The organism is Streptomyces sp. NBC_01267 (assembly GCF_036241575.1).
Taxonomy (GTDB): domain Bacteria; phylum Actinomycetota; class Actinomycetes; order Streptomycetales; family Streptomycetaceae; genus Streptomyces.
Genome location: NZ_CP108455.1, coordinates 694,770 through 715,277 on the forward strand (window position 1 = coordinate 694,770; position 20,508 = coordinate 715,277).

The following is a 20,508-nucleotide window of genomic DNA, read 5'->3' on the forward strand; positions in this document are numbered from 1 at the left end:
TCATGCAGGCACGTCTCTCGTCCAGCTGGCCGACGCTGCTGCGCCGGCTGGAGTTCCTCGCCTACCCGGCGGCCGGCGGGGCCGCGTTCGTCGTGCTGTCGCTCGGTGTGGTGACCTGGCTCCCCGCGCTGGCGGCTATGGCGTACGGGCTCCAGCGGTGGCGCGCGGAGGGTGACAGCCGGTGCTTCGTCAACGCCTTCACCGCGTTCCCCCGGTACTGGCGCGCCCTGTGGCGGCACGCGCTGGTGTCCACGGTCGTCGCGGGCATGCTGACGGCCAACATCCTTCATGTGCTGGGCCGTTCCGAGCCCTGGACGTTCGTGGTGCTCGCCGCGCAGATGGGCATCGCCGCGGCGGCCGTCATCCACCATGTGGCGCTCGCGGCCGAGGCGGGCCGGGTGCCCGGCGGGACGGTCAGCACGTGGACCCGGGGCGCGCTCGCGCTCGGCTTCGGGTCGGCCGCGCGTGGTACCGCGCTGCTCGGCGCGGTGGTCTCCGCCGTGCTCCTCTCCCTCGTCGTGCCGCTGGGACCGCTGCTGCTCGGCCCCAGCATTCCCGTACTGCTCGCCCTGTCCTTCGCCGACGGACTCACCGACCGGCTCACCGACCGGCTCACCGACAACAGGAGGCACATCTGATGCACCGCTTACTGCGCACCACCCTGGTCGCGGCACTCGCCGCCGGCGGGGCGCTCGCGTTCCCGCTGCCGTCCACGGCCGCCGATACCGCGACCGCGTACTACGTCTCGCCGTCCGGCAGCGACAGCAACTCCGGTACGTCGGCGGGCGCCCCGCTCGCCACGATCCAGCGAGCGGTGCATCTGGCGCCGACGGGCGCGGTGGTACACCTCGCGGCCGGTACCTACCGGCAGGACGTGGTGACCGAGCGCGCCGGCGTCACCCTCACCGGCCCCTCCGACGCCGTGGTCAAGGGCGCCGGGGACAGCAGGATCATCCAGGTGCGGCACGACTCGGTGACGCTGAGCGGCTTCACCGTCGACGGACTGCACGGCTCCGCCGACACCGTGTCGGGCTACCGGGCCAAGCTGGTCTACGCGATGAGCACCACCCCGGGCAACGGTGTGGGCGCGCTGCACCTCACCGGTATGACACTCAAGAACGCGGCGGACGAATGCGTACGGCTGCGCTATCTCGTCACCGGCGCCGACATCTCCGGCAACACCATCAGCAACTGCGGTGTCAACGACTTCAGGTTCGGCGGCGGCGGGAAGAACGGCGAGGGCATCTACCTCGGCACCGCCCCCGAGCAGCAGGGAGCCAACGGCGCGCCCGACGCCGCCCCCGACATCAGCCGGAACAACCGCATCCACGACAACACCATCGCCACCCACGGCAACGAGTGCGTCGACATCAAGGAGAACTCGACGCACAACTACGTCGAGCACAACGACTGCAGCGCCCAGCAGGACCCCGGTTCGGGCGGGCTCGACGCGCGCGGCAGCGGCAACATCCTCCGGTACAACACCCTGCACGACAACGTCGGTTCGGGTATCAGGCTCGGCGGCGACACCGCGACCGACGGCACCGGGACCAGCGTGTACGGCAACACCATCACCGGGAACGCCGGCGGCGGGATCAAGTTCATGCAGACCCCGCAGGGCCCGGTGTGCGCCAACACCATGAGCGGCAACACCGGCGGGGACGCGGTCGGCACCTACGGCAGCGCGTACCTGCCGACCGGCGCGTGCCCGCAGTGACCGGGCGGGGACCCGCGAGACGCGGGGTGCTGACGGCGGCGGCCTCACTGGCAGCGGTCGCCGCCACGACGACCGGCGCGCGGGCGGCGGAGCCCGGGGAGCGCCGCTCCGGCTGGACGGTCTCCTGGGCCACGGCGCAGACCGCGCCGATGGAGGCCGACACGGTGGCGAGCAAGGGCCTGACGAACGGTGTCTTCCGTGCCACGGTCCGGCTGTCGGCCGGCGGCGGGGTACGGCTGCGCTACGGACACGCCTTCGGCTCCGTACCGGTCCTCATCGGCCCGGTCACGGCGGGCGGGCGCCCGGTGACCTTCGGCGGGCGGCGGCAGGCCTGGCTGGCCGCCGGTGCCTCGCTGACCAGCGATCCGGTCGACGGCCTCCGGACCGCCGAGGGCGCCGCGCTCACCGTCGAGACCCGACTGCCCGGCCCCACCGGGCCGTTGTCCTTCCACCGCAACACCCATGCCACGCACACGGTCGACGGCGTACCCACCACCTCGGTGTTCCTGCTGACCGGCGTCGAGGTGACCGGTGCGCACGGGCCGGTCGTCGCGGTGCTCGGCGACTCCATCACCGAGGGCGTCGGCACCCCGGACGACGCCGATCTGCGCTGGCCCGACCAGCTGGCGAGGCGGCTGCCCGGTTCGGCCGTCGCCAACCTCGGGGTCAGCGGCAACCGGCTGCTGCTGGACGACGTCAAGTTCGGCCCCGGCGGGCAGTCCAGGTTCGACCGCGACGTGCGGTCGCTGCCGGGGCTGCGCACCCTGGTCATCGCCCTCGGGGTCAACGACCTCCAGCAAGCGCCCTCCCAGACCGATCCGGCGCTCTTCCTCGCGGCCTACCGGCAGCTGGCGCTGCGGGCGCGCGACGCGGGTCTGCGGGTGGTCGGCGCCACCGTCACCCCGTTCGGCGGCTGGACCCGCTGGACACCGGAGCTCGAAACGGTCCGGGGCAGCGTCAACCGGGCGGTACGCACGGGGCGGATCTTCGACGCCGTGGCCGACTTCGACACCGCGCTGCGCGACCCCGCGAACCCGTCACGGATCCTGCCCGCCTTCGACAGCGGTGACGGTCTGCACCCCAATCCATCCGGTCATGCCGCGCTCGCCGCGGCCGTCGACCGCCGTCACCTCCTGTGAGGGCCACCATGAACCGAGGCACCACCAGGCGCACCGTCCTCGCCGGAGCGGCAGCGGTCGGCGCGGCCGTCGCGCTGCCGGTCACGTTCGCGTCCGCCCCGGCGCGGGCGGCGACCGGTGACGCGGCGGCGCTGCGCTCCCGCTGGCACACCCTGCTGACCGGCGGCCCGGATCTGGACCTGACGGACCCGCAGATCGCGGCGGCCGTCGCCCGGATCGGCAAGGCGGCCACCACCGCCGCGGCCGGGCTCGATCCGACGCGCACCGACGGCCTGTTCCCCGACCTGACCGGCACGACGCTCTCCAACCAGGTGACGACCGCGTTCAAGCGGCTCGCGACGATCGCGACCGCCTGGGCCGTCCCCGGCACCCCGCAGCACGGCGACACGGCGCTCCGCGATCTGCTGCTCGCCGGGGTCGACTGGATGCTGGCCCATCGCTACGGGCCGGGGCATGCCCGGTACGACAACGACTGGGACTGGGAGATCGGCTCGGCGCTCGCCCTCAACGACGCGTCGGTGCTGCTGTACGACGTACTCGGTACGGACCGGCTGACCCGGATCACCACAGCGGTGCGGGACTACACCCCGGACCCGAATCTGTGGCGGGCCGACCGGCAGATCGCGACCGGTGCCAACCGGGTGTGGGTGTCCACCGTGGTGGCCGTCCACGCGGTGCTGCGGGACGACGGCGACGATCTCGGCCGGGTGCGCGACGCTCTTTCGGACGTCGAGGGTTCCGGCGCCAACAGCGTGCTGGCCTTCAACGACGTGAGCGCGGCGGCGGAGGGCACCGGGGAGGGGTTCTACTCCGACGGTTCGTTCCTCCAGCACTACAAGCACCCGTACAACGGCGGCTACGGCAAGGAGCTGCTGAACAATCTCTCCCGGCTGCTGAATCTGCTCGCCGGTACCAACTGGTCGGTCACCGATCCCGATCTGGACAACGTCCGCGGCTGGGTCGACGAAGGGTTCGACCCGCTGATCGCCCGTGGCGATGTGATGGCCTCGGTCTGCGGGCGCGAGATCGCCCGGCCCAGCAAACAGGGGCATGTGTCGGCCCAGACCGTCATCGAGGCGGTGGTACGTCTCGTTCCCACCTTCCCCGGTGCGACCGCCGACCGGTTCACCGCTCTGGTCAAGCAGTGGATCGCCGAGGACACCTACCGGGACTTCCTGGCCGTGACCGACCTGGCCTCGCTCGTCGCCGCCCGGCAGGTCATCGCCTCCGCGATCCCGGCGCGCGGCCGGCTGGTCGGCCACAAGCAGCACCCGCGGATGGACAAGGCGGCGCACCACCGGCCGTCGTTCGCCCTGGGCATCTCCGCGTACTCGACACGCGTCTACAACTACGAGTCGATCCAGAACGAGAACCTGCACGGCTGGCACCTCTCCGACGGCATGGTGCTGCTGTACACCGACGACCTCGGTCACTACAGCGAGGACTACTGGCCCACGGTCGACCCGGCGCGGCTGCCCGGTACCACCGTCGTCGCGGGCCGCCCCGCGGACGCGGCCGGACAGCGCACCACCAGTACGTCGGACTGGGCGGGCGGGACCGCGCTGCCCGGGACGACGCTCGGCGCGTACGGCATGGAGCTGCGCGCGTACGGCTCCACGCTCACCGGGCTCAAGAGCTGGTTCTGCCTGGACGATGTGATCGCCTGCGTCGGCTCGGGCATCTCGGCCGGCGCGGGCACCGTCGAGACGGTCGTGGAGAACCGCAAACTGCGCGATCCGAAGGCGGCGCTGCTCGTCAACGGGGAGCCGGCCGCCACCGACGCGGGCTGGTCGGCGGAGCTCGGCGAGGTGCGCTGGCTGCATCTGGAGGGGACCGGCGGTTATGTGTTCCCGCGGGCCGCGACCGTGCGGGCGCTGCGGGAGGAACGTACGGCGACCTGGCGCGAGATCAACACCAAGTACGGCACGGACACCCCGGTGACGCGGCCGTACCTGACGCTGTGGCAGGACCACGGGACGACTCCGGACGGTGCGGGGTACTTCTGGCTCCAGGCCCCGGCCGCCTCGGCCGAGCGCACCGAACTCTGGTCGGACGCGCCGCCGGTCGAGCTGGTCGCCGCCTCCACCGCGGTCCACGCGGTGCGGCGCCCGACGGACGGGCTGCTCGCCGCGAACTTCTGGACCGCGGGCACCGCGCAGGACCTCGCGTCGGACGGCGCCGCGTCGGTGCTCGTACGGCCGGAGGGCAGCACGGTCACCGTCTCGCTCTCCGATCCCACCCAGCTGCGTTCCTCCGTCGTCCTCGATCTGGCGCAGCGCGGTCTCACGGTCGTCTCCGCCGATCCCGGGGTGCGGACAGCGCCCACCACGGAGGGCATCCGGATCACCGCCGACACCTCGGGCCGCCATGGCGCGCCCCTCGGTCTCACCCTGAAGAGGAGCTAGACCCTTGCTGTTCGACATGGAGCTGGAACGGTTGCGCGAGTACCGTCCCGAGCCGCAGGAACCGGCGGACTTCGACGCCTTCTGGGACAGGACGCTCACCGAGGCGGCCCGCTGTCCCCTGGGCGCGGAGTTCGTTCCGTACGACGCCGGGTTCGCGACCGTCGACGTGTTCGACGTGACGTTCGGCGGCTGGGGCGGGCAGCCGGTCAAGGCCTGGCTGCTGCTGCCCCGCGGCCGTGCCGAGCCGCTGCCCGCCGTGGTGCAGTACATCGGCTACAACGGCGGCCGGGGCGTCCCGTACTCCTGGCTGACCTGGAGCGCCCTCGGCTACGCCCATCTGGTGATGGACAACCGGGGCCAGGGCGGCGGCGGCAAGCTGACCGCCGACACCCCGGACATCGGCCCCGACGGTCACGGTTCGTCGTCCCCCGGTTTCCTCACCCGTGGCATCGAGAACCCGGACCTGCACTACTACCGGCGTCTGATCACCGACGCGGTCCGTGCGGTGGACGCGGCGAAGGCGCATCCGGCCGTCGACGCCACCCGGGTCGCGGTGCTCGGCGGAAGCCAGGGCGGCGGGCTGTCACTGGCGGTGGCCGGGCTGCGGGACGACGTGGTGGCGGCCGTCGCCGACGTGCCGTTCCTCTGTCACTACCGGCGCGCCTCACAGATCACCGACTCGGGTCCGTACGCGGAGATCGCCCGGTGGCTCTCCGGGCACCGGTTCCGGATCGAGGAGGCGATGGAGACGCTCTCGTACTTCGACGGGGTCAACTTCGCGGCGCGGGCGACCGTCCCCGGGTGGTTCTCGGTGGGGCTGATGGACAGGGTCTGCCCGTCGTCGACGGTCTTCGCGGCGTACCACCGCTATGCGGGTCCGGCCGAGATCGAGGTGTTCCCGTACAACGGCCACGAGGGCGGTGCCGAGTACGACCTTCCGCGCAAGATAGCGGCGTTGCGCGGGGTGTTCGACCAGTAGCCGCCTCCCTGTCGTACGTTTTCATACAGATCGTGGTTTCTTGCGTGGACTCATGGACTGCCTGCGGCCCGACTTCTAGCCTTTCGGCGTCCGCAGAGTTCCTCACGAGCCGCAAGGACGTACGTCTGTGACACCTCCCCCACACCGACTGCTCCGCCGCGGCCTGTCCGCCTCGCTCACCATGGCTCTCGCCGTGGCCGGGACGGCCGCCGCAGTGGTCCTGTCCGCCGCCCCCGCCGCTCAGGCGGCGGGGGTGCCCGCCCCCTCCCCCGTCGGGATCTCCGGCCGCGGTGCCACCGTGCCGTTCAAGGAGCAGGAGGCCGAGTACGCCGCCACCAACGGCACTCCGATCGGCCCCGACCGCCTCTACGGGCACCTCGCGTCCGAGGCATCGGGACGTCAGGCCGTGACGCTCGACGCCCCCGGCCAGTACGTGGAGTTCACCCTCACGGCTCCCGCCGACGCCATGTCGTTCCGCTACTCGCTGCCGGACAGTCCGGACGGTGCCGGTCGCGACGCGTCCATCGACCTCAAGGTCGACGGCAACCAGCTCAAGAGCGTGCCGGTGACATCCAAGTACAGCTGGTACTACGGCAGTTATCCCTTCAACAACAACCCGGGCGACACCGACCCGCACCACTTCTACGACGAGACACGCACCCTGTTCGGGTCGACGCTGGCGGCCGGCACCAAGGTCCGCCTCCAGGTCTCGTCCACCGCCCAGTCGCCGACGTTCACCATCGATCTCGCCGACTTCGAGCAGGTGGCCGCGCCGATCGGCAAGCCCTCCGGCGCCCTGGACGTGGTGAGCGACTTCGGCGCGGACCCGACCGGGGCCGCGGACTCGACCGCCAGGATCCAGGCGGCGGTCGACGCGGGCACGGCACAGGGCAGGACGGTCTACATCCCGCAGGGCACCTTCCAAGTGCGGGACCACATCGTGGTCGACAAGGTGACCCTGGCCGGGGCGGGCCCCTGGTACAGCGTGCTGACCGGGCGCGATCCGACCGACCGGAGCAAGGCCGTCGGGGTGTACGGAAAGTACGCAGCGGCGGGCGGCAGCAGCGGCGTCACCCTCAAGGACTTCGCCGTCATGGGCGACATCCGCGAGCGGGAGGACAACGCTCAGGTCAATGCCATCGGAGGCGCGCTCTCCGACTCCACGGTCGACGACGTATGGATGCAGCACACCAAGGTCGGGGCGTGGATGGACGGCCCGATGAACAACTTCACCATCAAGAACAGCCGCATCCTCGATCAGACCGCGGACGGCGTCAACTTCCACACGGGCGTCACCAATTCCACGGTCACCCAGACCTTTGTGCGTAACACCGGTGACGACGGTCTGGCGATGTGGGCGGAGAACGTCCCGAACGTCAACGACACGTTCACGTTCGACACGGTGGTCCTGCCGGTCCTGGCGAACAACATCGCCACGTACGGCGGCAAGGACATCACCCTCTCGGACAACGTCATGGCGGACACCGTGACCAATGGCGGTGGACTGCATGTCGCCAACCGCTATCCGGGGGTCGACTCCGCTCACGGCACGGCGGTCTCCGGTACCACGACAGCCGCGCGCAACACCCTGATCCGGGCCGGGAACAACGACTTCAACTGGCAGTTCGGCGTCGGGGCCATCTGGTTCAGCGGGCTCAACGAACCGGTCAACGGCAATATCGACATCACCGACAGCGAGATCCTGGACAGCTCCTACGCCGCGATCATGCTCATCGACCATGCGACGAACGGGCTGCACTTCACGAACGTCAGGATCGACGGGGCCGGAACCTACGCGCTCCAGATCCAGGCTCCCGGCACCGCGTCGTTCACCGGCGTCACCGCCACCCACATCGCACAGTCGAACCCGATCCACAACTGTGTCGGGGCCGGCTTCGAGATCACCCGGGGAGCGGGCAACTCCGGATGGTACGCCGACCCACCGGCCTGCCCCGGGACGTGGCCCGCTCCCGTGTGGACCAACGGTGGTGTGCCGGGCGGCACCACCCGGGCGGATCTGCCCATGGCTCCTTGAGACCGGTGCCCCGCCTGTCCCCGAGAGGGCCGGCGGGGCACCGGTCTGTCCCCACCAGGCGACCTGCGCGCAGCGGGCGTAGGCTCTTCGTGCACAGTTCGCACGCCCTTGACCAGGTACATCTCAAGGAGGCGACGTTGACCGGACACCGTACGGCCAAGCCTCTGGCAGTGTGCTCAGCAGCAGTCGTTCTGACGATCGCAGCGGGCAGCTCGGCCAGCGCGGACAGCGGCACCGGCTCGCTGTCGGCTCAGCAGATCGGCCAGAAAGCACACGACGCCCTCTTCTCGTCGACATCGCTGCACCTCAAGGTCCAGGGTAGTTTCGACGAGTCGGGCAACGCCTCGTCCATCGACCTCACGCTCGACAAGCAGGCCAATTGCAAGGGCTCGGTGAGCGTGGGCGGGCAGGGCTCCATCCAGATCGTCAAGCGGGGAAACTCCGTCTGGATCAAGCCGGACGCGACGTTCTGGAAGAACCAGGTTCCGGGTGGCAACGCGACGTCCGCGGTGCTGCACGGGCGCTACCTGGGAGGCTCCGCGAAGGAATCCCCACTGGAGGACATCGCGCAGGTCTGCGATCTGAACGCCTTCCTCAGCGCGACCAAGGACGACACAGGTGACTCGCCGAACGCGCTGACCAAGGGCAAGGAGACCACGGTCGACGGAGTCGCCGTCATCCCGCTCAGCAGCGAGCGCAACGGCCGCAAGGAGATCCTGTACGTCGCGGCGCACGGGAAGGCGTATCCCGTCCGGCTCTCCGTGCAGGGCAACACCGCCCACGCGACCGTCGGCTTCTCCGACTTCGACAAGCCGGTGCCGACGAGTACGCCGACGCCCGACCAGACGGTCGACCTGTCGAAGCTGCGCGAACAGGTGGGACCGGCCAACGCAGCATGAGCCGGCCGTGTCCGAGGGCCCCACCGACCGCGGTGGGGCCCTCGGACCGCTCCTGGGGCGCTGCTCAGACCGTCCCGCGTCCCGAGCGGCGGCGGATCGCCACAGCGACCCCCGCGCCGCCCAGCACGACCACGCCGAGGACGGCCCCGGTGAGCAGGACGGGCTGATCGGATCCTTCCGCGGCGAGCTCCTGGACCGCGGCGCTCCGCGTCTGCGGGTGCGAGATCTCCGTGGTGACGGGTGCGACGGGCCGGATCGGGCCGACCGACTTGACCGACCCGTCCTTGTTCAGCAGCACCTGCTTGCCGTTGGGGTGCTTGAAGTCGAGCATCCCGGCCAGCGAACCGGCCCGGGTGTCGAAGGAGTGGTCACCGATGCGTTCGGTGTGCCAGTTCTCCTCGACGAATTTGATGATCGAGGTCTGCTCGGTCCTGGTGTGGTCGATCCGGTTGACCTTGCCGTAGGGCGAGATGACCATCAGCGGCTGCCGCGCTCCGGGACCGCACCGGTCGGCGTAACCGCCTGTGGCCTTCGGGCCGTTCTGGCAGGCGGGCGAGTCAACGGTCTTGCCGTTCGTCTGCTTCGTGGTGTCGTCGGAGCCGTTCAGCGGCTTGGCGTAGACGTGGTCGTACCAGCCGTCCGAGTCGTCGTAGGCGAGGACGACCGCGGTGTCCTTCCACTGCGGAGCCTGCTGGATCTTGTTGATCTGGCCGATGAGGAAGTCCTGTTCATCGGTGGGATCGGAGTATCCGGCGTGCCCGTCCTGGTAGGAGGGGGCCTTGAGGAAGCTCACCGAGGGGAGGTGACCGGACTTGAGGGCCGCGTCGAAGTCCGTGAGGTCGTAGTTGTGGTTGGCCCGGCCCGCGTGGCCGATCTCGGCGACGGACTTCGGAGCCAGGTGGTGCGGGTTCGCGGTCGAGCTGTAGTACGCGAAGGGGTTGTGGTGCGGGCTGTAGTCCACGACCTGCTCGCCGCCGACGTTGGCGTGGGTGGTGCCGCCGCACTTGGCGAGGTCGTCCGACTTGCCGTTCCAGGCGGTGCTCGGGCGGAAGCCGCCCTGGAACCAGCCCCAGCTCACGTTCTTCTCGTTGAGCCGGTCGCCGATGTTCTTGCCGCCCAGTTCGGCGAGGGAGGACGTGCTGGTGTGATCGTTGCCCGAGCAGTCGTCGTAGGCCGGGTCCGGGTCGGTGATCATGGTGCCGACGCCGTGCGCATCCGGCGAGGCGACCGCCGCGGGATCGGGCTTGTCGGTCCGGACCGGGTGCTCGGTCGATGACTTCGGGTCGGTCGACACCACACCGTGCGTCTGCCCCGACACCAGCTCGATCGCTCCCGGCGTCGAGGGGCCGTACGCGGAACCGAAGGAGTTGTCGTTGAGTGCGTAGTGCTGGGCGTAGTTCCACATGGCGGTGACGGTGTTGCCGTCGAAGTAGTCCATGGCCAGCCCGGGTTCACCGAAGAGATGGCCCGAGCACTTGCCCGAGTCGGTGTTCTCCACGAACTTGTCGGCCTTGCCGCCGTTGTACGCGTACTGCTCCGGACCGTACGAGTGGTTCTGGTCGCAGGTCATGGCCTGGTCCGGGCCGAGGCGCTTGGGCAGGTACTGATTGGGGTTCTTGTCGAGCAGCCCGGCGGTGCGCAGGTTGTCGATGTCGCGGGGGGTGCGCGGGGACGGGGTGAACTTCGTCCCGTCGGTGTTCGCAGCCTGCGGATAGGTAGCGAAGTAGTGGTCGAAGGAGATGTTCTCGTCGAAGAGAACCACCAGATGTTTGACGGGGGTGGCCGTGGCACTGCCGGAGTGATGCCCGGCGGGCGCCGCGGCCCAGGTGGGCGCCGCCCCGCCGAGCACGGTGAGCGCGGCGGCTCCGGCCAGTGCTCCCCAGCGCCGCGCGCCCGTCTTCCTTCCGGTGCTGCCCATACGGTTCCGCCCTTCACTCCGACCGGCGCATCTGTCATGCACCACTCAACGCGACACGATCCATCACCATGTCACGAGAGTGAACACCCGGTGTACGGCGCGACAACAAAAAGTTGACCAACCATCCGTTCGACGCACCGTCAGGCGCCGCCCCGGGCCCGCCCGGTCCGCCAGGACGTCCTGCGCACGTCAGCCCGTCAGGACCGTCAGGACCGTCAGGACGTCCTGCGCACGTCGCAGAGGGCCGCGACGTCCGCCAGCCGCTCGACGACTCCACCGACTGCGGCGTTCACCTGCTCGCGCTGTCCGCGGCCGAGCCGGTCGAGCGGCGTCCAGCGGCCGTCGTGGTCCTGGCGGTCCAGAACCCGCTGCGTCCGGTCCAGTTCACTGTCCAGCCGCGCCAGCCCGGGGTAGCGGCCGGTGAGCAGCGGGCGCAGCCGGGCGAGCACCACCCGGGTGCCGTCGAGGTTGGCGCGGGCGGTGGCGAGGTTGCTGCCGCTGCCGTAGTCGGTGCGGCCGGTCAGCTCGAACTGCACGGTGTTCTCCAGGATTTCGTGCGCCCGCAGGCCGAGGTCCAGGGGGTCCATCCGGGCCCGTGTCCAGTCCGCGCGCAGGGTCCGTACGTCCTTGAGCAGCCGGTCGGCGAACGGGCGCAGGCCGGACACCGGCGCACCGTGCCACAGGCCGTACTCGATGCGGTGGAATCCGGTGAAGTCCTTGTCGTGGACCCCGCCGGGCAGGCTCGCGGTGGTTCCGTTGATCGCCCTGTCCGCGTCGCCGAACGTCCCGTAAGCGGCGCCCATCCGTTCGTACACGAGATGCGCGGTGAGCCATGCCTTCCGGGCCCGTCCCGTGTCGCCGGACCGGAGTGCGGAGTCGAGCTGCTGCGTGGCGGCGACGAGGTCGTCCGTCCGGCCGGTCACCCACTTCTGATAGCTCAGCGTCGGCGGAATCAGGTCGTGGCTGCTCACCGGCAGGGCGGCCGGGCCGCCGCCCCCCTTCCCGCCACGCACCCGGACCGTGGGGCCGGTGACGGAAGCGGCGTCGTCGGGGAAACAGGCGAAGGCGTACGAACCGGCGGCGAGGTCCACCGTCAGCGCCCGGCTGCTGCCCGGACCCAGTCCTTCCAGCTCGCCGTACACAGCGCCGCTGGACACGTCCTTCAGGTACACCTCGACGGGCGTGGCGGACGTGTTGCGCACCTCGAAGACCTGGGTGCCGGGGCGCGGATTCCGCCAGCCGTTCCCACAGCTGCCCGCCGATGCCTCGACGCGCGTGTGCGGCATGCCGTCGGAGGGCTCGGCCGGATGGCCCGGGCCGTGCAGGAGTCCCGCCGCTCCCGTGCCGGCGAGAGCGAGCGCGGCGGCCAGTGCCACCCCGCCCGTGATCAGCGTGCGCCGCGAGAAGCGCCGCGGGGAACGTGGGGCGGTCCTGTCCGGCACACCGGCCTCCTGACTCAGCGCTCGACGGCGAGGCTCATGGTAGACGCCGGCGATCAACGGAGCGGATTCCGGAGCGGTTTGCCGGGCTGCCGGCAGGTTCCGCCCTGGTCCGCGCCCTGGGCGCGCGTTACGGTTCCGGCTCCCGGCCGCACGCGGCTCACCCGGTGGCGCTGGTACGGAGAGCCGCGGCGGCGCTGACCGGCGTCAGGCCCGCGTCGGCCGGGGCGCGCCCCCGGCATCCCCGTTCCCGTCCCCGTCCGTCGGCTTCTTGTCGAGGGGACGGGCGCGTACATGCATCCGCTCGCCCTGCTGTCCGAACAGGCTGAGGAATTCCACCGCCTCGGGGCCCGCACTGGCCCAGACGTGCGGGGTACGGGTGTCGAACTCCGCGACCTCACCCGCGGTGAGGACGAGGTCGTGCTCGCCCAGCACGAGCCGCAGCCGCCCGGCCAGGACGTAGAGCCACTCGTACCCCTCGTGCACCCGCTGCTCCAGTTTCCCCAGCCGTTGCTGCCCGGCGGGAATCACCTGCTTGTAGGCGTGCAGCCCGCCGAGATGGCGGGTCAGCGGGATGATGGTCATGCCGTGCCGGTTGAAGGGGCGGGGGTGGATGCGGGGATCCCCGGTCAGCGGCGCGTCCACCAGTTCATCGAGCTGCACGCCGAACGTCTTCGCCAGGGGCAGCAGCAGCTCCAGGGTCGGTTTGCGCCTGCCGGACTCCAGCCGGGAAAGGGTACTGAGAGAGATCCTGGTCATCTCGCTCAGCTGCGCGAGAGTGATGCCACGGTCCTGCCGCAGGGCTCGCAGCCGGGGGCCCACCGCGGTCAGAACGGCCGCGAAGCCGTCGTCGTCCGTACCCTCTCCGCCCGCACCCTCCGCGCCGTCGCCCTGTCGATTCGCGCTCTCCCGATCTGTCATCTCTCCATTTGCCACCTCGGCAACAGCTGTTGTCAAACAGTGGAGCAGCGGCAGAGCGCTCTTAGCGGAGGAGGAGACCGGCCGGAGCGGGAGCCGCGCGCGGGTTCTGGACGACAGCGCACAGCAGGCAGGCGGCCGTGACCAGCGGAGAGGACGTTCCGACCGCCTGCCGGGTGATTGATAGCCTGCTCATGTGACGATCGCAGCAGAGGCGCACGACCCTGCGGAGGGCGACTCCTCGGCAGCCTCCGCGCAGCCGCGCCAGTTCATCGTGACGGTGTACGGCCTGTACTCCAGGACCGAGGGCGGCTGGCTGTCGGTGGCGTCCCTGATCGCCCTGCTCTCGGATCTGGGCATCGACGCTCCGGCCGTCCGGTCCTCCATCTCCCGGCTCAAGCGCCGCGGCATCCTGCGGGCCGAACGGCGGGACGGCGCGGCGGGCTACGCCCTCTCCGACGAGGGTCTGTCGGTACTGCGGGAGGGAGACCACCGGATCTTCCGGCGGGAGCGCGCGACGCCTGCCGACGGCTGGCTGCTCGCGGTGTTCTCGGTGCCGGAGTCCGAGCGCAGCAAGCGGCATCTGATGCGCTCCCGGCTGACCCGGCTGGGGTTCGGCACCGTCTCGTCGGGCGTCTACATCGCCCCGGCCCACCTGTACGACACCACGGCGGAGATGCTGCGCCGCCTGGGACTCGACGGGTACACGGACCTCTTCCGTGCCGACCACCTGGCCTTCGCCGACCCGGCCGAAAAAGTGCGGCAGTGGTGGGATCTCGGCCAACTGGAGCAGTTGTACGGCGAGTTCGTCCGCAAGCACGCCGCCGTACTGGAGCGCCCGCAGCCGGGCACGGCGGACGCCGCGGCGCGGGACGCCTTCGTCGACTACGTCCGGGTACTCACCGACTGGCGGCAACTGCCCTATCTGGACCCGGGCCTCCCGGAGGAGTTGCTTCCGGAGAAGTGGATCGGTATCCGCGCCGCGGACCTCTTCTTCGCACTCCAGTCACGGCTGGCGGACGGTGCGCGGGCGTACGCCGCCCGGGGGCTCGTCCGCGGGGTCCCGCCCGGGACGGCCGCAACGGAACCGCACGGGGTCTAGGGCCTCGTTTGGATCACGCCGGGCTCGCGGGGTGTGGCACGCACGCTCGCCGCGTTGTCGTCAATCACCATGGCTCCTTCCCCAAGGCCTTAAGGGCCAGGGGAGACCCCATTGCCTCAATCCTCCGCCTTGCGATCGCACGCACCACACCCCGCTCCCTGACCCGGCGTGATCCAAACGAAAGACCTTAGTGGGCGGTCCAGCCGCCGTCGAGGGCGAGTGACGTGCCGGTGATGAACGCGGCCTGCGGGGTGCAGAGATAGGCGACCGCCTCCGCGACCTCGTCCGGTTCGACGAGCCGCTTGAGCGCCGAGTCCTTCAGCAGCACCTCGTTGAGGACGCGCTCCTCCGGGATGGAGTGGGCGGCCGCCTGGTCGGCGATCTGCCGCTCGACGAGCGGGGTGCGTACGTATCCGGGGTTGACGCAGTTGGAGGTCACCCCGTGCGGGGCGCCTTCGAGGGCCGCGGTCTTGGAGAGGCCTTCGAGCCCGTGTTTGGCGGACACATAGGCCGACTTGAACGCGGAGGCACGCAGTCCGTGCACGGACGACAGGTTGACGATCCGGCCCCAGCCCTGCTCGTACATGTGCGGCAGGGCGCCCCTGATCAGCCGGAAGGGCGCCTCCAGCATCACGGTGAGGATGGTGTGGAAGACGTCGGGCGGGAACTCCTCGATGGGCCGGACGAGTTGCAGCCCGGCGTTGTTGACCAGGATGTCGGTGCCCGCCGCCGCCCGTTCCGCCGCGTCGAGATCGGTCAGGTCGAGGACGTACGGCTCGACGGCCCCGGGCAGGTCACCGGCGCGGCCGACGAGTGCTTCGAGCCCCGCCGCGTCGCGGTCACCGGCCCGGACCGTGGCGCCGGCGGCGGCCAGCCGCAGTGCGCAGGCACTGCCGATGCCGCCCGCGGCGCCGGTGACGAGAGCGGTACGGCCCCGCAGATCGAGGCCGAGTGGGGCAGGTACGGAACGAGGCGTCGTCATGCCGCGCAGCCTAACCACCCGGTCCTCCCGCCCTCACGCACCGGGGCGCGACCGCTCTCCTGCGGGGCCGTGCCCGCCCTTCATTCGAAGGTGGCGGGTGCGAACCAGGTGGGCTCGTCGGTGAGCGCCCGCTTGATCCGGGTGAGCGCGAACTCCGCCAGTTCGGGAAGCGCGTCCGGCGCGAACCAGCCCACCTCAAGGGACTCGTCGTCGTTGACCCGGGCCGCACCGCCGGTCGCCCGGCAGAGCAGGCTGGTGTCCATGAACTGGCAGTGGTCCCCGTTGGGGTACTGGATCGGCTTGAGCGCCTGGACGAGGATCACCCGCTCCGGCACACACCGTACGGCCGTCTCCTCGTACACCTCACGCACTGCCGTGTCGGCGGGCTGCTCACCCGGTTCGGGGATGCCGCCGATGATCGACCACGTGCCGGTGTCGGCGCGCCGTCCGAGCAGTACCCGCCCCTCGTCGTCGAGGACCACGGCGCTCACCCCCGGCAGCAGAAGCAGCTGATGGCCCGCGGTGGCCCTGATTTCTCGGATGAAGTCGGGAGTGCCCATGCGCCGACCCTATCGGCCGCTCACCTGCGCGTCTTCACCGTACGGGTCACTGCCCAGCCGATCCCGCCCGCGGCGAGTGCGACGAGCAGCCACTCGGGGAGGGTGCCGAGCCGGGTGGCCGGGGTCAGCGAGGAACGCTTGGGCACCTCGGCCACCAGGGCGTCGGCGGTGAACATCTTGGTCTTCTGCGCGACCGAGCCGTCCGGACGGATGACCGCGCTCACACCGGTGGTGACCGGGACCATCACGGCCCGGCTGTGCTCCACCGCCCGCACCCGCGACATCGCGAGCTGCTGGTAGGTCATCTCGCTGCGGTCGAAGGTGGCGTTGTTGCTCGGTACCGAGATGATCTGCGCACCGGCCTTCACCTGGTCCCGTACGGCCCAGTCGAATGCGGCCTCGTAACAGGTGACGGGGCCGACCTTGGTCCCCCGCATGTCGAAGTCGGCCGCCTTGTGGCCGGGCACGAAGTCCTGGCGGACCAGGTCGACGTCGGAGCTGAAGAGGCGGAAGAAGGACCGGTACGGCATGTACTCGCCGAACGGCTGGAGCTGACGCTTGTTGTACGTGTCGACCGGGCCCTTCACGGGGTCCCAGAGGATCTGCTGGTTGAGCGGGGCGCCCTTGCCGTTGTCCGGTGTGACGACCGCGCCGACCGAGATGGGCGCCTTGATCGCCTTGGCGGCCTTGTCGATGGCGTCGTAGGCGTCGGCGTTGAGGTACGGGTCGATGTCCGACGAGTTCTCCGGCCACAGCACCAGGTCCGGTTGCGCGGCCCGGCCCGCCTTGACGTCCGCGGCCAGCTTCAGCGTCTCCCGCACGTGGTGATCGAGCACCGCGCGGCGCTGGGTCGCGAAGTCGAGGCCCATCCTGGGCACGTTCCCCTGGATGAGGGCGACGGTCGCCGTGCCGTCCTGGGCGCCGGTGTCGACGAGCGGCAGGGCGGCGAAGCCCGCCGCGACGGGTGCGACGGCCAGGACAGCGGCGGTCGCGACCCTGCGGTTCAGGACGCTGCGCAGGGTGGCCCAGCGCCGTACCGCTTCGGCGATTCCGAAGCCGCAGAGGACGACGGCGAAGCCGAGCAGTGGCGTGCCGCCGACGGCGGCCAGCGGCAGGAACACCCCTTCGGGCTGCCCGAAGGCGACCTTCCCCCAGGGGAAGCCGCCGAACGGCACTCGCGCACGGGCCGCCTCGACGGCGATCCACACCCCCGCTGCCCAGAGCGGCGCGAGCGGCAGCCGTGAGACGTAGGCGATCCCGGCGCCGGCGGCGGCGATGAAGAGCGCTTCGACAGCCGCGAGTCCCAGCCAGGGGCCGGGGCCGACCTCCACCCCCGTCCACACCAGGAGCGGCAGCAGGTAGCCGAGGCCCGCGAGGTAGCCGAGGCCGAAACCGGCCCTGGCCCGGCGGCCGTACAGGGTGTACCCGAGTGCGGCGAAGGCGAAGGGGGCGAGCCACCACAGGGGCCGCGGCGGGAAGCTGGCGTACAGCAGCAGGCCGGACAGGGCCGCCACCGCCGGTCGCACGAGCGCGCGGGCGAGCCGCCGGCCGCGCGACGGAACGGCGGGCTGCTGGGCGAACTGCTCGGGCCCGGAGTCGGGCGCGGGCTCGTCAAGGGTGGTGGGGGCGCTCACCAGGCGGAGTCTACGGTGGCCTGCTGTGCGTCGGGCAAGCGCGGCCCCCGGACGCCGGGGCGCGCGGCCTGATCCAAACGAAGGCCCTACCCGGACGCGTGTCTCATGCCCCGGCGGGCTTGCCGGTGCCGGGGAGCCGCAGCCGGTCCCGGATGACGCGTACGGCCGCTTCGGCGTCGTCGACCGTGACGGTGAAGCTCCGGCCGTCCCCGAGTGTGAGGACCAGGCCCTCCCCGCGCCGCACCACCACCGCGGTGCCCTTCTCCGGGCGCCACCGGTACCCCCAGCCGCCCCACTGGCGCGGGGTCACCGTCGGTGCGAACTCGGCGCCCACCACATGTTCGAGCAGGATGCGGCGGCGCGGCAGACCGATGTAGCCGCAGCGGACCTCGAAGGAGTGCTCGTCGACCTTCACCGACACATGTACGAAGGCGAGTGTGCCGTAGAGCATCATCAGGCCGACGAGCACACAGCCGACCACGGACATCACCAGCGGTGCGAGGCCCGTGGTCCAGGCGGAGTCGACGGCCAGCTGGATGCCGAGCGCCAGGCAGGCCGCGCCGACGGCCGAGAGCGGCCACTGCACACGGTTGGTCGCGTGGCCGTGCCAGACCGGAGGAGCGGACTCGCTGTGGCTGTGGTCCCTCATGCGCAGCAGCCTACTCACGTTCCACGGGTGCGGCAGTGACCGCGCGGCGGATGCGCCGCTCAGTGCGCGGGGCTGACGGCCGGGAGCAGACGCCCTTCGGCGTACGCCAGCGCGGGGCCCGGCAGCGGTGCCTGGCGACCGCTCAGCAGCACGGTCAGCGAGGCGCTCGGGTCGGCGTCGGGCGCGGGCCCGGCACCGATGCGGCGCAGCGCCTGTGCGGCCACCGCACCGGCCGATCCGTACAGCTCGACCGGAGGTCCGTCCGGCCGTCGCACGGCGTCACGGATCCGCTCCGCGACCAGCTCGTAATGGGTGCAGCCCAGGACGATGCCCCTTACGCCGGGCGGGGTGAGGGCGGCGGCTGCGGCCACGGCACGGTCGATCGCGTCCTCGTCGGCGTACTGGACGGCGTCCGCGAGTCCCGGGCAGGGCACCTCGGTGACATCCGCGCCGGAGGCGAATTCACGGATCAGACCGTGCTGGTAGGCGCTGCCGGTGGTCGCCGGGGTCGCCCAGATGGCGACGGACCCCCCGTCCGCGGCGGCCGGCTTGATGGCGGGCACCGTACCGATGACCGGGATGTCCGGCTCCAGCTCGGCCCGGAGCGCGGGCAGGGCGTGCACGGACGCCGTGTTGCAGGCGACGATCAGTACGTCCGGCCGGTGTACGGCCGCGGCGCGCGCCACGGTCAGCGCGAGCGACGTCACGTCGGCGGACGTCTGCGGCCCCCACGGCATGTTGTCGGGGTCGCAGGAGAGGACGAGCTCCGCGTCGGGCCGCAGCCGACGTACCGCGGCAGCCGCCGCGAGCAGGCCGATTCCGGAATCCATCAGTGCGATCTTCACCCGGTCACCTTAGTCGACCGGCCCTGCCGGGCCGCGGTGGTGCGGCAGACTTCGGCGGATGACCACCATTGCCTGGATCGCCGTCTGTTCGCTGGCCGCATGGGTGTGGCTGTTGCTGGGGCAGGGTTTCTTCTGGCGCACGGACCAGCGCCTACCCGCACGTACCGAGCCCGCCGACTGGCCGGACGTCGCCGTCGTCGTGCCCGCCAGGGACGAGGCCGAAGTACTTCCGCTGAGCCTGCCGTCGCTGCTGGCCCAGGACTACCCGGGGAACGCCGAGATCCTCCTGGTCGACGACGGCAGTTCCGACGGCACCGGGCAGCTGGCCAGGGACCTCTCCGCACGGCACGGCGGGCTGACGCTGACCGTGGTCTCCCCCGGCGAGCCGGAGCCCGGCTGGACCGGGAAGCTCTGGGCGCTGCGGTACGGAATGCAGCTGGCCCGCGCGCGAGGCCCTGAGTATCTGCTGCTCACCGACGCCGACATCGCCCACCGGCCGGACAGCCTGCGCGAGTTGGTGGCCGCCGCCGGGACGGCCCGGCTCGATCTGGTGTCCCAGATGGCGCGGCTGCGGGTCGCCGGCGTCTGGGAGCGGCTGGTGGTGCCCGCGTTCGTGTACTTCTTCGCGCAGCTCTATCCGTTCCGGTGGATCAACCGGCCGGGGTCGAGGACCTCGGCCGCGGCGGGCGGTTGCGTGCTGCTGCGCACCGAGGCCGCCGAACGGGCCCGCATCCCCGATTCCATCCGGCAGGCGGTGATCGACGACGTGTCGCTGGCCCGCGCCGTACGGCGCAGCGGCGGGCGCATCTGGCTGGGGCTCGCCGAGCGGGTGGACAGCGTGCGCCCCTATCCGCGCCTGAGCGACCTGTGGCGGATGGTCTCGCGCAGCGCGTACGCACAGCTGCGCCACAGTCTTCCGCTGCTCGCAGGTACGGTGCTCGGACTCGCCCTGATCTATCTCGCGCCGCCCGCCACGCTGGTGGCCGGGCTGCTGTCGCACAACGCCCCGGCCGCGTGGGCGGGCGGTCTCGCCTGGCTGGTGATGGCGGGGACGTATCTCCCGATGCTGCGCTACTACCGGCAGCCGTTCTGGCTCGCCGTGCTGCTGCCGTTCACCGCGCTGCTCTATCTCCTGATGACGGTCGACTCGGCGGTGCAGCACTACCGGGGACGCGGCGCTGCCTGGAAGGGGCGGACGTACGCCCGCCCGGAACCCGACGCCCACCCGGGCTCCGGCGCGGTTCCCGGCAGCGAGGCCGGTCCGGGAACCGCGCCGGAGCGGTGAAC

General features: G+C 71.2%; 17 protein-coding genes. 9 read left to right on the plus strand and 8 right to left on the minus strand.

From position 1 onward, the window contains the following. The first annotated feature begins 2 nt into the window (after positions 1–2). The 7 genes from OG709_RS03305 (at position 3) to OG709_RS03335 (ending at position 9,174) form a co-directional block, all read left to right on the plus strand. Positions 3–638, plus strand: coding sequence for a DUF624 domain-containing protein (locus tag OG709_RS03305; protein WP_329164736.1), 636 nt, complete (start codon positions 3–5; stop codon positions 636–638). Then, the gene (locus OG709_RS03310) at positions 638–1,717 is read left to right on the plus strand and encodes a right-handed parallel beta-helix repeat-containing protein (RefSeq protein WP_266644326.1); all 1,080 of its coding nucleotides are present in this window, start codon (positions 638–640) and stop codon (positions 1,715–1,717) included. Before OG709_RS03305 ends, OG709_RS03310 begins: the two co-directional genes overlap by 1 nt. After that, the gene (locus OG709_RS03315; protein WP_250300472.1) at positions 1,705–2,856 is read left to right on the plus strand and encodes an SGNH/GDSL hydrolase family protein; all 1,152 of its coding nucleotides are present in this window, start codon (positions 1,705–1,707) and stop codon (positions 2,854–2,856) included. The genes OG709_RS03310 and OG709_RS03315 overlap by 13 nt, the downstream gene beginning before the upstream one ends. A gap of 8 nt (positions 2,857–2,864) precedes the next feature. After that, positions 2,865–5,261, plus strand: a complete 2,397-nt coding sequence (locus OG709_RS03320; protein WP_329164739.1) for a polysaccharide lyase 8 family protein — start codon at positions 2,865–2,867, stop codon at positions 5,259–5,261. Positions 5,262–5,265: 4 nt separating this feature from the next. After that, positions 5,266–6,240, plus strand: a complete 975-nt coding sequence (locus tag OG709_RS03325; protein WP_329164741.1) for an acetylxylan esterase — start codon at positions 5,266–5,268, stop codon at positions 6,238–6,240. A 127-nt stretch (positions 6,241–6,367) separates the two neighbouring features. Next, positions 6,368–8,275 carry a glycosyl hydrolase family 28-related protein gene (locus tag OG709_RS03330; RefSeq protein ID WP_443068529.1) on the plus strand — a complete coding sequence of 636 codons (1,908 nt, stop codon included), beginning with the start codon at positions 6,368–6,370 and terminating at the stop codon, positions 8,273–8,275. Positions 8,276–8,445: 170 nt separating this feature from the next. After that, entirely contained in the window at positions 8,446–9,174 is a 729-nt protein-coding gene (locus OG709_RS03335; protein WP_250300477.1) for a hypothetical protein, read from the plus strand. A gap of 64 nt (positions 9,175–9,238) precedes the next feature. On the opposite strand, the gene OG709_RS03340 is transcribed toward OG709_RS03335, so the two are convergent. The 3 genes from OG709_RS03340 to OG709_RS03350 form a co-directional block, all read right to left on the minus strand. Then, positions 9,239–11,092, minus strand: a complete 1,854-nt coding sequence (locus tag OG709_RS03340; RefSeq protein ID WP_326695344.1) for a phospholipase C — start codon at positions 11,090–11,092, stop codon at positions 9,239–9,241. A gap of 215 nt (positions 11,093–11,307) precedes the next feature. After that, a complete protein-coding gene (locus tag OG709_RS03345) occupies positions 11,308–12,534 on the minus strand; it encodes an EfeM/EfeO family lipoprotein (RefSeq protein ID WP_329164744.1) in 1,227 nt (408 codons plus the stop codon). 204 nt (positions 12,535–12,738) lie between these two features. After that, positions 12,739–13,452 (minus strand): helix-turn-helix domain-containing protein, encoded by a 714-nt coding sequence (locus tag OG709_RS03350; protein ID WP_266644317.1) that lies wholly within the window; start codon positions 13,450–13,452, stop codon positions 12,739–12,741. 199 nt (positions 13,453–13,651) lie between these two features. On the opposite strand from OG709_RS03350, the gene OG709_RS03355 reads away from it, so the two are divergent. Next, positions 13,652–14,551, plus strand: a complete 900-nt coding sequence (locus OG709_RS03355) for a PaaX family transcriptional regulator (protein ID WP_401275061.1) — start codon at positions 13,652–13,654, stop codon at positions 14,549–14,551. 187 nt (positions 14,552–14,738) lie between these two features. Here the strand turns inward: OG709_RS03355 and OG709_RS03360 are convergent, their stop codons facing one another. The 5 genes from OG709_RS03360 to OG709_RS03380 form a co-directional block, all read right to left on the minus strand. Further along, positions 14,739–15,533 carry a 3-hydroxybutyrate dehydrogenase gene (locus OG709_RS03360; protein ID WP_329164747.1) on the minus strand — a complete coding sequence of 265 codons (795 nt, stop codon included), beginning with the start codon at positions 15,531–15,533 and terminating at the stop codon, positions 14,739–14,741. An 80-nt stretch (positions 15,534–15,613) separates the two neighbouring features. Next, positions 15,614–16,093 carry an NUDIX hydrolase gene (locus OG709_RS03365; protein ID WP_250300489.1) on the minus strand — a complete coding sequence of 160 codons (480 nt, stop codon included), beginning with the start codon at positions 16,091–16,093 and terminating at the stop codon, positions 15,614–15,616. A gap of 20 nt (positions 16,094–16,113) precedes the next feature. Further along, positions 16,114–17,727 carry an apolipoprotein N-acyltransferase gene (lnt, locus tag OG709_RS03370; protein WP_250300491.1) on the minus strand — a complete coding sequence of 538 codons (1,614 nt, stop codon included), beginning with the start codon at positions 17,725–17,727 and terminating at the stop codon, positions 16,114–16,116. Positions 17,728–17,830: 103 nt separating this feature from the next. Continuing rightward, positions 17,831–18,376 carry a hypothetical protein gene (locus OG709_RS03375; RefSeq protein ID WP_266644315.1) on the minus strand — a complete coding sequence of 182 codons (546 nt, stop codon included), beginning with the start codon at positions 18,374–18,376 and terminating at the stop codon, positions 17,831–17,833. Positions 18,377–18,435: 59 nt separating this feature from the next. Next, on the minus strand, positions 18,436–19,221 hold the full coding sequence (locus OG709_RS03380) for a glutamate racemase (RefSeq protein WP_329164749.1): 786 nt from the start codon (positions 19,219–19,221) through the stop codon (positions 18,436–18,438). Positions 19,222–19,279: 58 nt separating this feature from the next. Here OG709_RS03380 and OG709_RS03385 point away from each other — a divergent pair, with 58 nt between their 5' ends. Continuing rightward, positions 19,280–20,506 carry a glycosyltransferase gene (locus OG709_RS03385; RefSeq protein ID WP_329164751.1) on the plus strand — a complete coding sequence of 409 codons (1,227 nt, stop codon included), beginning with the start codon at positions 19,280–19,282 and terminating at the stop codon, positions 20,504–20,506. The last annotated feature ends 2 nt before the right edge of the window (positions 20,507–20,508 follow it).

Excerpts from the sequence above, each read along its gene's own strand:
- OG709_RS03305 (WP_329164736.1), top strand. The coding sequence starts at position 3 with ATGCAGGCACGTCTCTCGTCCAGCTGGCCGACGCTGCTGCGCCGGCTG.
- OG709_RS03310 (WP_266644326.1), top strand. The coding sequence starts at position 638 with ATGCACCGCTTACTGCGCACCACCCTGGTCGCGGCACTCGCCGCCGGC.
- OG709_RS03320 (WP_329164739.1), top strand. The coding sequence starts at position 2,865 with ATGAACCGAGGCACCACCAGGCGCACCGTCCTCGCCGGAGCGGCAGCG.
- OG709_RS03340 (WP_326695344.1), bottom strand. The coding sequence starts at position 11,092 with ATGGGCAGCACCGGAAGGAAGACGGGCGCGCGGCGCTGGGGAGCACTG.
- OG709_RS03350 (WP_266644317.1), bottom strand. The coding sequence starts at position 13,452 with ATGACAGATCGGGAGAGCGCGAATCGACAGGGCGACGGCGCGGAGGGT.
- OG709_RS03360 (WP_329164747.1), bottom strand. The coding sequence starts at position 15,533 with ATGACGACGCCTCGTTCCGTACCTGCCCCACTCGGCCTCGATCTGCGG.
- OG709_RS03365 (WP_250300489.1), bottom strand. The coding sequence starts at position 16,093 with ATGGGCACTCCCGACTTCATCCGAGAAATCAGGGCCACCGCGGGCCAT.
- OG709_RS03375 (WP_266644315.1), bottom strand. The coding sequence starts at position 18,376 with ATGAGGGACCACAGCCACAGCGAGTCCGCTCCTCCGGTCTGGCACGGC.
- OG709_RS03385 (WP_329164751.1), top strand. The coding sequence starts at position 19,280 with ATGACCACCATTGCCTGGATCGCCGTCTGTTCGCTGGCCGCATGGGTG.